Origin of the sequence: Chengkuizengella sp. SCS-71B, assembly GCF_040100845.1 — a bacterium.
Classification (GTDB): Bacteria; Bacillota; Bacilli; order Paenibacillales; family KCTC-33759; genus Chengkuizengella.
Genome location: NZ_JAZHSH010000001.1, coordinates 1,513,963 through 1,528,408, shown reverse-complemented (window position 1 = coordinate 1,528,408; position 14,446 = coordinate 1,513,963). Strand labels below are relative to the sequence as shown.

Genomic DNA, 14,446 nt, shown 5'->3' with positions numbered 1-14,446 from the left:
CACCTTTTATGAGATATCTATTTCTCTTATTATAATTGTACGATTTTTCCATGTAAAAAGTTGCATTTAAATTTTATTTTTGGTCATTTTGAGGGAATTTATCTTCTTCTTAACTTTATTTCTTTTACAATTTAGGAAGGATACCTTTAACTAACCCTAAAAACTGTTCTTTTACTTTTTCAGTTGTTTCCATTACTTCATCATGAGATAATGGTTGATCTAAAATTCCTGCAGCCATATTACTAATACAGGAAATACCAAGCACCTCAATTCCTGCATGTCTAGCAGCTATCACTTCTGGAACTGTGGACATTCCAACTGCGTCAGCACCTAATATACGGAGCATACGAATTTCAGCTGGAGTTTCATAGGATGGGCCAAGTAAGCCGATATAAACACCTTGTTGTATATTAATTTGTAAATCACTTGCAACTGACTCTCCAATAGCTCTTAACCTTTTACTATAAGCTTCAGACATGTCAGGGAATCTTGCTCCTAATTCATTATCATTTGGTCCAATCAGCGGATTTTTGCCTGTAAAGTTAATATGGTCTTCAATTAACATAAGATTACCTGGTTCAAATGAAGTATTAACTCCCCCCGCAGCATTCGTCACAACAAGTGTCTTTATCCCTAACTCTTTCATGACTCTAATTGGAAATGTTACTACTTCATCAGTATACCCTTCATATAAGTGAAAGCGGCCTTTCATCATAAGAACGTTTTTACCTTCCAATAAACCTATAACTAACTTCCCGTCATGACCTTCAACTGTTGACACAGGAAAATGAGGAATTTCTTCATAAGGAATCTCCGTAGCAGATTCAATTTGATCTGCAAGCACGCCTAATCCAGAACCTAGAATAAGTCCAACTTCCGGTGCTTGTTTTAGTTTTCCTTTAATAAAGTTTGCTGATTCTTTAATATATTCACTACTAAAATTTCTTATTTCATTACTCATAGCTATACACCTCATAATTCATAATAGATTTTATTTTTAATCTTTCAAATCATTTAAAAACGATCTTCCGTTTTCTGGTTTTTTAACATTAAAATTTTCTGCTACTGAAGCACCTATATCCGAAAATGTTGAGCGTATACCTAGAGATTTACCTGCTGAAAATGTAGGATTCCACATTAATAATGGTACGTATTCTCTAGTATGATCAGTACCATGATGAACAGGATCGTTTCCATGATCTGCTGTTATAATCAACAAATCTTCCTCTCCAATTTCGTCCATGATTTGTGGTAAATACGTATCAAATTCCTCCAGCGCTTTGGCATAACCAGCAGGATCTCGTCTATGTCCATAAAGTGAGTCAAAATCAACTAAATTTGTAAATACCATACCATTAAAATCCTTTTTTAATACTTCAATTGTACGTTGTATGCCATCTAGATTGCTTTTTGTAGGATAAGATTCGGTCACACCTTCACCAGAAAAAATATCATTTATTTTCCCAATCGCTATACTGTCTTTATTAGCATCTTTTAACTCATTCATTACTGTACGTGCAGGTGGTTTAAGTGCATAGTCGTGACGATTGGCAGTACGTTTAAAATTACCTGGTTCGCCTATGTACGGACGGGCAATAACTCTTCCAACCACAAATTCTTCTTGTAAAGTCAACTCTCTTGCAATCTCACAAGCTTTGTATAGTTCCTCTAATGGAACTACATCCTCATGAGCAGCAATTTGAAATACACTGTCTGCAGAAGTATAAACAATCCAAGCTCCTTCCTTCATTTGTTGCTCGCCTAATTCATCCAATATTTCAGTACCAGAAGCTGGTTTATTACCAATGACTTTTCTTCCTGTTTTTTCTTCAAATTGTTTTAATAATTCCTCTGGAAAACCTTCTGGATACGTTTTAAAAGGGATGGTTACTTTCAGACCCATAATTTCCCAATGACCTGTCATGGTATCTTTTCCAACAGATGCTTCCTCCATTTTCCCGTAGTGTGCCAATGGATTTGATACTGCTTTAATTCCTTTCATTTGAGCTATGTTCCCTATGCCAAACTTCTCCATATTCGGAATAGAAAAAGAGGGTACTTGTTCAGCTATATGTTGCAGAGTGTGTGCACCTTTATCGCCAAATTGTTCTGCATCTGGCATTTCTCCAATGCCTACACTATCTAATACGATTAACGCTATACGTTTGTAACTCATCTGATTTCCTCCTAATGTAAGTATGAAAGTCCATTTAAAAACCTATTTTCCCCTATTTATTCTGATTTTACTACCATAAGTTAACATTCTCCATATCCACTCTAGTGGGCCGTATTGATATTTTTTGAACCAAATGAAGCTAAACCAAAGCTGTAGGCTATAAATGATTAAAGCTATTAATAGTCCCAAACCAAATCCTATGTCACCATATAGACCTAATCCAATATTATAGAAAATAAAGGAACAAATAACAGATTGAAATAGATAATGACTTAATGCCATTCGACCAACTCTACTGATATGTGTAAATAGATTTTTAAAAACCTGTTTCTGAAATAATAATACAATAGATGTAAGGTAAAAGAAACAAACTAGAGGATCTCCAATTGTAACCCCTACAAAATACCAAAAACTGTATATTGATTCTGGATTTGTAGTTAAATAATTAGATGCCCACAATTTCACCATCTGTAATGTAAATCCAAATATCAGACTCCAAATCCATATTTTTTTAAAAAGGGAAAGATGTTCATTCAACCTAACAAAAATACTCCGCTTTCCAAAATAAGCTCCTAATAAAAACATAGGTAAAATCAGAAACAATGCAGAGATGATACTAGAAGGAAAAATATATAACCAGTCATTGATATTTTGTAATATAATTTCAGTTAAAGTCCCTTCTCCATAATGATTTAATGAAGACCTCATATTTTCCAATATTCCGTTTGATGCATGTGTGATACTTCCTGTATCAACTGCGTTCTCCTTTGGAACGATAAGACTTACTAACAAGTAATTTAAAACATTATAAACAGTGACTAAACCAATTGCCCATGTTAAAAGCACTTTTGGAGAAGATTTATAAAAAAACAATAAGATAAATCCAATTAGAGCATAGATAACAAGAATATCTCCCCACCATATAAAAATCGCATGAATAATACCAATCCCTAATAAAACCAACATTCTGCGTGCAAATAAAATTCGAGGTTTATTTATTGACCTCTCTGCTCGTTGTATAAATAAAATAAAACCCAGACCAAATAAAAAGGAAAACATTGTATAAAACTTTCCTTTGATGAATGCCACATACAACTTATCTATATATGGATCCCAAGCGTGAATCCAAATCTTATCCACTAATAAATCATTATATATCTGAGGTGACTGAAAATATGGCATATTAGATATTAGGATTCCTAAAATTGCAAAACCTCTTAGTATATCCAAAATCACCATTCTTTCCTGTGGTTGTGTTGGTTTTTTTTTCTGTAAAATATGAACTTCGTCTCCTTCCAATCCGACTTTTTGAAATAGATGTGTTTTTTCATTTTGATCTTTCATTATATCACTACCTCCCCAAAACGTAATCAATTTACTTATAAAGTACAAAATTTCTCCACTTTTTACTCTGGAGAAATCATTGTTTTTTAGGGTAATATTGAGGAGAAATGATATTACATTACATAAGTGAACTAGTTATAGCATAATTTTACAATTGAATGAATTAGTTGGCAGTCTACAACATCTGAATTTAATGAGGAAAGAGCTTGATTAAATCAAGCTCTCCCCTTTACCCATGCATCATTTTCGTACCCACGTACTTCCCAGTATCCCATATATTCCTCTTCAATTAATTCTATAGCTTGCAGCCATTTCACTGATTTGTACGCATACATTTGTGGAACTACTAACCTTACTGGACCTCCTAACTTCTGTGGAATTGGTTTTCCATCTAATAACACAGCTACCATGACATCATCTAATTTAGCCTGTTCTAAAGATAAAGCATCGGTATATACACCATCTCCTGAATATAACTTGACGTATTTTGCTTTCGAATCTATACCCGCCAAATCTAATAACTGAGATAGTGGGATGCCCTCCCAAGTATTACTGTATACAGACCATCCGGTTATACAGTGAAAATCACTAATTTGGACCTTCCTCGGTATTTTTAAAAATTGTTCCCAATTCCAAGTCAATTCTTTACCAACTAATCCTGTAATCGTAAATGACCATGAGTCTGATGAGAAAGATGGAATTTCTGTGACTGTATAAACTCTGTAATTTCCTTGACTTCCCCCTCCAATTACCTTTTGAGAATCAGGAAGTGGTGTTGGTGCTGGCAACATTCGATTGCCATCTCCTGCAGTGAATTCTGTTAAATCCGAGCCACCTGTATCCAGCGTTTTTTTCATCCATTTATAAAAGAATGGACCAATTCCTAGTATTAACAATGTACCTACGGATACTCTCATGAAACTGCGACGAGAAATAGGAGATTTTTCTATCCACATTACAATTCGTTTTTGAATATCGTTATTATCTTCAGTTTCATCGTTCATTTCTTGGTTGGAAGGAGCAGTTTGGTCTTCTTTCTTGGAAGCTATTCGTTTCTTATTTAACCACCTTAATCTTGTGATGGAATGATAAATCACATAAGGGATACCGATCCAAGTTAATAAATCATGATAAAACAATGCTGTATTTGTCCAAGCAGGTGGCAAGTTTCTATATTGCCACAATACTAATCCTGATAAACTCCACCCTATAATAAGGAATAAAACAACACCTAAATTAAATTTTTGATTTGTTTTTTTTCTTAGTTGTTTCATATGTTTAAATAAATTAGGAATATACATCACCAATAATAAAATGGATATAAACCCAATATAAATGTGAAATTCTTTCAGAATCGTTCGGACCAAGCCCAAATCACCACGGATGGAGGGGATATATAATACCCCTCCGGTGATGGCTAAAATCAATATAACCCAAGCATTCCATTTATGAAGATTTCTTAGTTTTTTTCCATATGGAATTTTAAACCAATTAAATTTGTTTTTCAATGAAATCACATCCAATATTATGATTTGGATAATTTAGCATAACCAAAATCTACATCAAATGCTTTACACCATATAACTACTTTATCATACTCGCTTAAATCAACTCCTTCTGGAAGTAAGTAGTTTTGATCTCCAACATTTCCTTTTAGTTTCTCTAATCTAATTCCATCTGAAGTTTCCTCACCAGATTTAGCTAGATAAACATATAAATCAGGACCGTTTGTTGCTTCAAAATTTTCAAAACGTAAATATACACCGTCATCTGTATTAACTGTAAATACATCTCCTGAAGCTGAATGGCTACTATCAGCATCTACAAAACTGCCAGAAAAACTAAGATCGACCATTTCTTCTTTCATATCATCCTTCATCTCGTCGTCCATCATTTCTTTGTCTTTCATGTCATCCTTCATTTCGTCATCCATCATTTCTTTGTCTTTCATGTCATCCTTCATTTCGTCGTCCATCATTTCTTTGTCTTTCATGTCATCCTTCATTTCGTCGTCCATCATTTCTTTGTCTTTCATGTCATCCTTCATTTCGTCGTCCATCATTTCTTTGTCTTTCATGTCATCCTTCATTTCGTCGTCCATCATTTCTTTATCTTTTATTTCATCTGTTGTCGCTCCACTTGATAATGGAAGAGGTTCATTTACCTGTTTGTCAATAAATAGTGGAGAGGCTAACCACCACCCTACACCTAATACTGCTACAATGACCACACCAATTATTATTTTTTTCTGCGCTGTTAATTTCATTTTTTCTTCATCCTCTCAAATTTGTTCTAACTATAAGTTGAAGTATAGATGATACATCTTAATTAAAAATAAATTAAATATTAAGAAAGTATTACATTAAAAAAGATAAAAAGTAGTGTTTTTAACGTACTTAGAAAACGAGGTATTCAGCATATTATCAGAGATAATACTAAAACAAAAAAAGCTATTATTGCAGTGGTGGAAGTTTTTCATAGAAAAATAAGACCTCATGTTAAAGGTCTTATTATTTGATTAAAAATGAGCAAACAATTGTCATCTTCTTTTTTTAAGCTGAGGAATATTTACCATTTGGAATCATCATTATGAATGGGTTTAATTTTTAAGTAATGTAAACCAAAAACGACTTCCCACTCCATCTTCACTTTCAACACCTATTTCTCCACCGTGTAGATCAATGATTCCTTTAGCGATTGCTAAACCAAGTCCAGAACCTCCACTGTATCTATTTCTTGATTTATCTGTACGATAAAACCGTTCAAATATTTTTTCTTTTTCATCAGCTAGTAGACCTTCTCCCTGATCTTTGATTGAAACTAACACTTTTTTTTCATCTAAATTTTGAACAGAAAGCTCAATAGTACTTCCATTTGGTGAATGTCTTATTGCGTTTCCAATTAAATTTTGTAAAACACGAATGATTTTATGAGGCATCAAGGATAAGCGAGGTAAATCATCAGGCATGCTTACTGAGATCTCTAATTCCTTTTCTTCAAATTGAATCGCAAAACCTTGCAGTGTTTCAATAATGATAGGATCAATAAAGCTAGATTCAGGTTTAAACTTATCTGCACCAGCATCTAACCTTGATAGATGAAATAAATCATCAATTAAATTCCCCAATCTTTTAGATTCTAATTGAATTGTATTTAAATATTCTTTCATTTTGTTTTTATCTTGAATAACATCATCCTGAAGTGCTTCTACAAAGGATTGAATGGAAGCAAGCGGTGTCCTTAAATCATGAGAAACATTAGCAACTAATTCCCTTCTAGAGGATTCAGTTTGTTTTATTTTTTGAAAACTTTCGTCTAATTTTTTATTCATTTCATTAAATTGTAAAGATAATTCTTTAAATTCCTTGGGGCCAATATCTGGAACTTCTCCTTGAAAATCACCTTCGGAAATTCTTTTTGCTTGTTCTGTAATCAGACGAAGTGACTTTTGTACAGGATGCACAACAATAAAATGAATGATAAAAGAGAGCAGACTAGCCCCTAAAGTGACTGAGCTTAAAAGCACAAAATCTTCACGAGATAATTTCATATGATCATAAACATAAAATAAAGAAAAAAGGATAAAACCCATGCTAATGATATTCGCCAAAAATAAATAAGTTCTCAATTTCATGATTCGTTACTTCCTTCAATTTTATATCCAATACCCCATACTGTTTTTATATACTTTGGTTTTGAAGCTTCAGGCTCTATCTTTTCCCTTAATCTCCGTACATGCACAGTAACTGTATTCATATCTCCTTCATAATCACTATTCCATACTTTATTTAGCAATTGATCCCTTGAGAAAACTTGATTAGGATGACTCGATAATAATAATAAAACTTCAAACTCTTTATATGTTAATTCTATTGGCTTCCCGTTCACCGTTACACTTCTTCTTTTCACATCAATTTCTAATCCTGAAAATTTAATGATATCAGGTTTTGAGGAAGGTTGAACAACTGCACGCTGCTGTCTGCGTAAAATTCCTTTTACTCTCAACACTAATTCCCTCGGACTGAATGGTTTGGTTAAATAATCATCCGCACCCATTGTAAGTCCCATTACTCGATCCATTTCCTCAGCCCTTGCAGTTAACATAATAATAGGGATGTCGTCCTGATTTCTAATTTCCTCACAAACTTGCCACCCAGTTTTTCCTGGCATCATTAAATCAAGGATAATTAAATCAAGTGATTCTTTTTTCCACATTTCAAGAGCCGCTTCACCATCATTAACTGTAATGACATGGTAACCTTCTCTCTCTAAATATCTAGAACAAACATCGGTTATGTTTGTTTCATCATCAGCTACTAAAATTGTATTTTCCATAACAATACTCCTATCATTTAAATATGGACAAAATCCACAGTATCTAACTATTTGGCTACGCATCCTATAAATATGTTACATAAATTCACGTTTTAAAAGGCTCTATAAAAAATAAGTAAAATCAAACCATATGGTAAAGTAAAAATAGCAATTTTAATAATGTCTTTAATACCCATTATTATTACTCAGGTTTACTATTTTCTAACAATCAGCTTCATAAAAAATTTATAGCTATTTTGCTTATTATAACTTATTTATGATTATTATAGAAAAATAACTAAGGGTCTCATAGTTCAAATATATTTTCTTATTTTATAGTATAAAAAAGTAGAGATATAATTTATTTATAGTATCTCTACCTTCTCTTCACTATTTAGTTCTATACAAATTATTAAGGACGAGCAGAAGTCCCATCTGGTAACCTTGCTAAAGTCCAAGTTGGCAGCTGATTTGTACATGGATATTTTTCTGCTAGTTCTTCATTTATTTCAACACCAATACCCGGCTTTTCATTCGGATATACATAACCATTTTTTACTTCTGGAGTACCTTGGAATACTTCTTGGATGGCATCATTAAATTTATTCATCTCTTGTATTCCAAAATTTATACTACTGATATCAAGATGTACATTTGCAGCATGTCCAACTGGGGATAGATCGCCAGGTCCATGCCAGGCCGTTCTTACCCCAAACGACTCACATAATGATATTAATTTTTTAGCTGGTGTAATTCCACCTATTTGACTCACATGAATACGAATAAAATCAATTAATTGATCTTTAATTAATGGAATATACTCATTTGGATTATTAAATAACTCACCCATAGCAATTGGTGTTGTACTATGCTGACGAATCGTTTTAAACCATTCTATTTGTTCAGGTGGTAAAGCATCTTCTAAAAAAAATAGATTGTATGGTTCTAGCTGTTTTGCAAATCTAACCGCATCTATGGGAGCTAAACGTTCATGAACATCATGCAATAGCTCAATCTCTGAACCGAGTTTAGATCTTAAATAATCAAATAAGCTAATTACATCCCTCATGTAAACCTTAGGGTCATAATAAGCTCCATCGAGTGCATTATCTGGTTTAATCATTTTCTGTTCTTTTCCACCATACAGACCCATCTGACATCGAATATAATGATATCCTTCTTCCTTGTATGAACGAACATTTTCTCTTACTTCTTCTTTTGTTCTTCCATCAGCATGTATATATACAGGGGCAGCTTCTCGACATTTACCACCTAATAATTGATACAATGGCATATTTGCAAGTTTCCCTTTGATGTCCCAAAGCGCCATATCTACCCCAGATATTGCATTATTTAGAACTGGTCCGTTTCTCCAATATCCACTTACCATCGATGTCTGCCAAATGTCCTCTATACGTTGAACGTCTTTTCCAATTAAGAAAGGTTTTAAATATTCTTCTATCGCATTTTGAACCGTCAAATATCTTTGCGTAAATGTAGCACACCCTAAACCATATAATTCTGGCTCAGAAGTTTCAATTTTTACTACGACAAGGTTAATTTTCTCTGGTGCAGTTAGTATTGTTTTTACATCTCTGATTGTGATCATTTATTATTACTCCTCACTTTTTTCTCTAAATTATGTTAATTATTTGAAATCGATTTCATATAAATTGAAAATATATATATTTTCTAATATTGACTAATTTGAGTTAAAACCACATGATTCCCTTATTTTTAATTCACTTTTTAATAAAAACATGTCGTTTTTGATTTGTTCCCCTGCAATTTGTTGTTGTAAGAGATTCATTGCTTTTTTACCCATTTCAAAAAAAGGTTGTGCTATCGTTGTTAATGCTGGTTCAAATAGTTTTGAAAACTCTATATCATCAAAACCAACAACTGCTATATCGTTAGGAACTCTCAAGCCTTTTTTCTTTGCTGCTTTAACAGCTCCCATTGCCATCAGATCACTAGCGGTTACAACTGCCGTTGGAGGATATTTTAAATTCAATAAGCTTAACATATTGTCATAACCTGACTGGAATGAAAAATCACCCTTTGTTGAATAATCAAATTCGATTGGAAGGTTATGATCCATTAAAGCTTTTTGATAACCACTTAATCGATCTCTACTGATGGACATATCAAGCAGACCTGATATATGAGCTATTTTTGTATGACCTAATTTAATTAGGTGTTCAGTGATACGGTAACTTTCCTTCATATTATCAATAGCAACGGTTGGTACAACGTTCAAATTGTCTAAATAATCAGAAACTAACACTACTGAATACTCTTTTGCAATTTTATCAGTTCATTCATATCTAGTCTTGCTGTTAATAAAATCATACCATCTACCTGTTTTTGTTTTAGATGGTTAATCAAACCGTGTGCCCTTTGTTCATCTTGCATCGTATTTCCTAGTATCACCTGATAGCCACTTTTTGTTGCTTCGTAGTCAATACCAACAATAATTTGTGAAAATACATTGTTTAAAATACTTGGCATGACAACTAGAATTGTTTTTGTTTCCAGCCTTCTAAAATTTCTTGCTAGCACATTCGGTTGATAGTCTAGTTTTCTGATTACTTCTAATACTTTTTGTTTCGTTTCTTCTTTTACTGTTTCTGGTTTTTGCAATACTCTGGAAACTGTAGCTGTAGATACTTCAGCAAGTTTTGCTACATCGGACATCTTTGTCATATTTTCTTAACTCCTATGTAATCGATTACATTAATTGATACAAACTATTATAAATAATGATAAATTAGATTTCAATACTTTTATTATCTTATTACTGCTCTCTTCCCATAAATATAGTCCTTTAATTGTGATATAATGAATTTTGTAATTAAATAGAAGGAGTGATTGATTTGGCTAAATCAAAAGCTAAAAAGTTCAGAGAAAGATTGGAACGAGAAGGAAGAAGGAATCCAGCTGAAAACCGAAGCCCCTTTGCATTAATCGACATGCATACAAGAAAAACAAAAACAAAAAAAGATTACTTATATCGTAATAAACACAAGAACCAACACATTCAAAAAGAAAATGTTGGTTCTTTTTTAATGGTTAAACTATGTATTAAAACAGAGATTAAAACAGAGAGAACGTAAGAAATTTTGTGTAAATCTACACAAAAAATTTATATTCCCCAAAACAGAAGATTATGTAGTTTTCACTTCACATATTTCAGCGATATTCACAGCTGCGTCAACACCTTGAGATATCCGTTCTCGATTGTCAGCGATAGGTTTGCTTAATTCACTAATAGTTACACTAATTTCGTTCATCGCTGTAGCTTTCAGAAACACTTCCTCGTTATCTTTGCTTAATGTGTCAACTGCGGATTGAATCATTAGGAATTTTTGTTTTGCATTTTCAACATCTGTTTTGCCCTTCTCAGTATCTTTCTCACTATTATTTGTTTCTTTTACTAGATCATTAATTTCTTTTGTAATCTGACTGATTATACTTTCAACTTCTTTTGAAGATTTCTCACTACTTTCTGCTAGTTTTCGCACTTCAGAAGCAACTACACCAAAACCTCTTCCATGATCTCCTGCTCGTGCAGCTTCTATTGCAGCATTTAGTGATAATAACTTTGTCTGAGATGCAATCTGCTGTAATACATCAACCACTTGTAATATATCTGTAGAAAGCTCTGTTAAAGTATTCATCTTTTTTGCAATATCTTCTGTTCTCTGATTTATTTGCTCCATTTGAGCTACCGTTTGTTCAATTTGCTTCTCTCCTTCTTGTGATAAATTAACAGTATGGGAAGATAATAATTTAATGTTCCCTACCTTTTCCATTACATCGGAAGCATGGACAGCAACGTCATTAGAATGATCCACCAAACCTTGAACAAGACTCTTTTGTTCCCTCATCGTTTCCTTAGCACTTTCGATATCATCTAAATTTCTTTTAAGATCTCCGTTCATTCCTAAATCCCCTTTCTGCTTAGTTAGAAAATCTATAATATAATGTTATACATAATTCTACATAAAATCTACTATTTTACCCACCTAAAAAAAAATATATAAAACACCCACTTCAACTCGGAAGTGGGATGTATATTGAAATAATTGTATTTAAATTAAAATAAATTTTATAGGATTTCATCTAATGGATTGAAAGGGTGATCAACAGCATCTGCAACAGCTTTATAAGTTAATTTTCCTTTATAAGTATTCACACCTAATTTTAATGCTTGGTTTTCTTTAATTGCTTGATCAAATCCTTTATTAGCTAGTTCCATAACATATGGCATTGTCACATTGGTTAAAGCTAATGTTGATGTTCTTGGTACGGCACCAGGCATATTAGCAACAGCATAATGAATAACCCCATATTTTTCATAAGTCGGTTCACTATGAGAAGTTACTCGGTCGATCGTCTCAATCGTGCCACCCTGATCCACTGCAACATCAACTACAACTGCACCATTTTTCATTTGTTTTACCATATCTTCTGTTACTAATTTAGGGGCACGTGCTCCTGGTATTAATACAGCGCCGATTAATAAATCTGCTTTTTGAACAGCACTTAAAATATTGTATGGATTGGACATTAATGTACGGACTCTTCCATTAAATAAATCATCTAATTGTCTCATTCGTTGCGCACTTTTTTCGACTATAACTACACTTGCCCCCATACCTAATGCCATTTTGGCTGCATTTGTACCAACAACACCTCCTCCAATAATACACACATCACCTGGTGGAACTCCTGGTACACCACCTAAAAGAACACCTCGTCCGCCATAGTAATTTTCTAAAAACTGCGCCCCAACTTGAACAGACATTCTCCCTGCGACTTCACTCATTGGAGTTAATAAAGGTAATTCACCCGTTGGTAATTGAATGGTTTCATAAGCGATTGAAGTTACGTTTTTTTGTAATAAATGATCTGTTAAATCACCAGCAGCTGCAAGGTGCAAATATGTAAATACAACTTGATTTTCTTGAAATAATTCATATTCTGAGGGAAGAGGTTCTTTTACTTTAATAATCATTTCTGCCTTAGACCATACGTCATGAGCAGTAGGTAAAATATTAACCCCTTCTTGAATATAATCTTCATCTAAGAAACCGCTATTTTCTCCTGCTCCTTTTTCCAAGAAGACTTGATGACCTGATTGCGTCAGCATTCCTGCACCTGCAGGTGTTAAAGACACACGATTTTCATTTACTTTTACCTCTTTTGGCACTCCGATGATCACTTCAAAACACGCTCCTTAAGTTATACTAACTATGATATATTTTGTATCCATTTTAAAATAAAATATTAACTATGAGATAGGATTTCCAAAAAAAAACAAAAATACCCCCATCACTGATTTCTACGAGTATGAGAGCGAGTTGTATATAATATGTTTTTATTGTTTTTCATTACAGCGATGACATATACCTTGAAAATCAAGGCGATGATCAATAACTTTAAAGTTATACTCTTTAGCAAGTCTCTCCTCTAAAGGACCTAACCAATCTTCCATAATTTCATCTACTGCTCCACATTGAACACATATGAGATGATGATGGTGGTGATTTTTATCATTATTTCTTAGATCATACCTTGCAACACCATCACCAAAATTCATTTTCTCAACTACATGTAATTCATTCAGAAGTTCCAAAGTGCGATAAACAGTAGCAAGACCAATTTCGGGGGCCTTATCCTTCACGAGCATGTATACATCTTCAGCGCTTAAATGATCCTCTTCATTTTCTAATAAAACGCGAACAGTTGCTTCACGTTGAGGTGTTAATTTATAACCTTGAGCTTGTAACTGCTGTTTGATTTTTTCAATCCGCGCCTCCATATTCCTTCCCCCTAAAATACTCAATCATCTGTAAGAAGAACTCTATATAAACATAACAAAATTGCCAATCCTATCATCCTAGTATCATTATAGTGGGAGGTCATGAGTAAAGTCAAACAGACAATAACATCGGGGTGATCCATTTCATAATTGAAGGAGTTAAATACGTTTCATATAAGGATATGACGAAAAGAATACCTATTAAAGATAATATTAAAAATGAATACGTCATAAAGGGTTTTGACATATTCCCTCTTTTTTGCAGGAAACGGTTTTTAATTAAATAAATAGAAAAGGAAATTCCCGATACACTAGCGATAATAATGACTGGGACAATAATCAAATTTTGAGGCGCAATAGATACAAGTGCAAATAGAAACCCATCCCATGAAAGTTCACCAACAATATACCCAGTCGTAAAACCGATCAGAACACCTTTTAAAAAATCAAGAATTAGAATAAATGGTAACCCAATTACTGATAAACCTAGTACCCAAATTAAAAGCATCCATTTCAAGTGTAAGCCAAAGGTTTCCTGTAAGAGCTGTTTACTGCTTAAATCCGTTTCCTGATTTATCATTTTAAAAAAACTTCCAAGATAACTTGACATGTCCTCTGTTTGCTCAAATGATAATGCATTTACCATCAACGCTCCAAAAATAATACCCATTAAAAATAATACCGAAACAAAGATATAGAGAGAGAGATGCTCTTTCAAGTAATACTGCATATTCATACAATTCTTTCCTCCTATTGTCCTATTGTTACATTCTATGAATCTAAGA

The 14,446-nt window shown here is 33.2% G+C and carries 13 protein-coding genes and 1 pseudogene; 1 reads left to right on the top strand and 13 read right to left on the bottom strand.

The genetic code is table 11. The features are described 5' to 3' along the window. Positions 1-124: 124 nt before the first annotated feature. The 9 genes and pseudogenes from VQL36_RS07505 to VQL36_RS07465 all read right to left on the bottom strand — a co-directional run bounded on the left by VQL36_RS07505 (position 125) and on the right by VQL36_RS07465 (position 10,531). A complete protein-coding gene (locus tag VQL36_RS07505) occupies positions 125-961 on the bottom strand; it encodes a purine-nucleoside phosphorylase (RefSeq protein WP_349248710.1) in 837 nt (278 codons plus the stop codon). 36 nt (positions 962-997) lie between these two features. Beyond that, positions 998-2,176, bottom strand: coding sequence for a phosphopentomutase (gene deoB, locus VQL36_RS07500; protein ID WP_349248709.1), 1,179 nt, complete (start codon positions 2,174-2,176; stop codon positions 998-1,000). A 42-nt stretch (positions 2,177-2,218) separates the two neighbouring features. After that, a complete protein-coding gene (locus VQL36_RS07495; RefSeq protein WP_349248708.1) occupies positions 2,219-3,520 on the bottom strand; it encodes a DUF418 domain-containing protein in 1,302 nt (433 codons plus the stop codon). 215 nt (positions 3,521-3,735) lie between these two features. Further along, on the bottom strand, positions 3,736-5,028 hold the full coding sequence (locus VQL36_RS07490; RefSeq protein WP_349248707.1) for a molybdopterin-dependent oxidoreductase: 1,293 nt from the start codon (positions 5,026-5,028) through the stop codon (positions 3,736-3,738). Between the two features lie 17 nt (positions 5,029-5,045). After that, a complete protein-coding gene (locus VQL36_RS07485) occupies positions 5,046-5,786 on the bottom strand; it encodes a DM13 domain-containing protein (protein WP_349248706.1) in 741 nt (246 codons plus the stop codon). A 333-nt stretch (positions 5,787-6,119) separates the two neighbouring features. Then, complete coding sequence (locus VQL36_RS07480) at positions 6,120-7,154, bottom strand: sensor histidine kinase (RefSeq protein WP_349248705.1); 1,035 nt, start codon at positions 7,152-7,154, stop codon at positions 6,120-6,122. After that, on the bottom strand, positions 7,151-7,855 hold the full coding sequence (locus tag VQL36_RS07475; RefSeq protein WP_349248704.1) for a response regulator transcription factor: 705 nt from the start codon (positions 7,853-7,855) through the stop codon (positions 7,151-7,153). Before VQL36_RS07475 ends, VQL36_RS07480 begins: the two co-directional genes overlap by 4 nt. A gap of 391 nt (positions 7,856-8,246) precedes the next feature. Next, on the bottom strand, positions 8,247-9,443 hold the full coding sequence (locus VQL36_RS07470; protein WP_349248703.1) for an enolase C-terminal domain-like protein: 1,197 nt from the start codon (positions 9,441-9,443) through the stop codon (positions 8,247-8,249). A 93-nt stretch (positions 9,444-9,536) separates the two neighbouring features. After that, positions 9,537-10,531 (bottom strand): annotated as a pseudogene (locus VQL36_RS07465) (LacI family DNA-binding transcriptional regulator). 179 nt (positions 10,532-10,710) lie between these two features. Here VQL36_RS07465 and VQL36_RS07460 point away from each other — a divergent pair. Then, positions 10,711-10,950, top strand: coding sequence for a hypothetical protein (locus tag VQL36_RS07460; RefSeq protein WP_349248702.1), 240 nt, complete (start codon positions 10,711-10,713; stop codon positions 10,948-10,950). Between the two features lie 51 nt (positions 10,951-11,001). Here the strand turns inward: VQL36_RS07460 and VQL36_RS07455 are convergent, their stop codons facing one another. The 4 genes from VQL36_RS07455 to spoIIM form a co-directional block, all read right to left on the bottom strand. Further along, a complete protein-coding gene (locus VQL36_RS07455) occupies positions 11,002-11,778 on the bottom strand; it encodes a methyl-accepting chemotaxis protein (RefSeq protein WP_349248701.1) in 777 nt (258 codons plus the stop codon). Positions 11,779-11,945: 167 nt separating this feature from the next. After that, positions 11,946-13,061 (bottom strand): alanine dehydrogenase, encoded by a 1,116-nt coding sequence (ald, locus tag VQL36_RS07450; RefSeq protein ID WP_349248700.1) that lies wholly within the window; start codon positions 13,059-13,061, stop codon positions 11,946-11,948. A 156-nt stretch (positions 13,062-13,217) separates the two neighbouring features. Next, a complete protein-coding gene (locus tag VQL36_RS07445) occupies positions 13,218-13,661 on the bottom strand; it encodes a Fur family transcriptional regulator (RefSeq protein WP_160643780.1) in 444 nt (147 codons plus the stop codon). A gap of 112 nt (positions 13,662-13,773) precedes the next feature. Continuing rightward, a complete protein-coding gene (gene spoIIM / locus VQL36_RS07440) occupies positions 13,774-14,397 on the bottom strand; it encodes a stage II sporulation protein M (RefSeq protein WP_349248699.1) in 624 nt (207 codons plus the stop codon). Between the last annotated feature and the right edge of the window lie 49 nt (positions 14,398-14,446).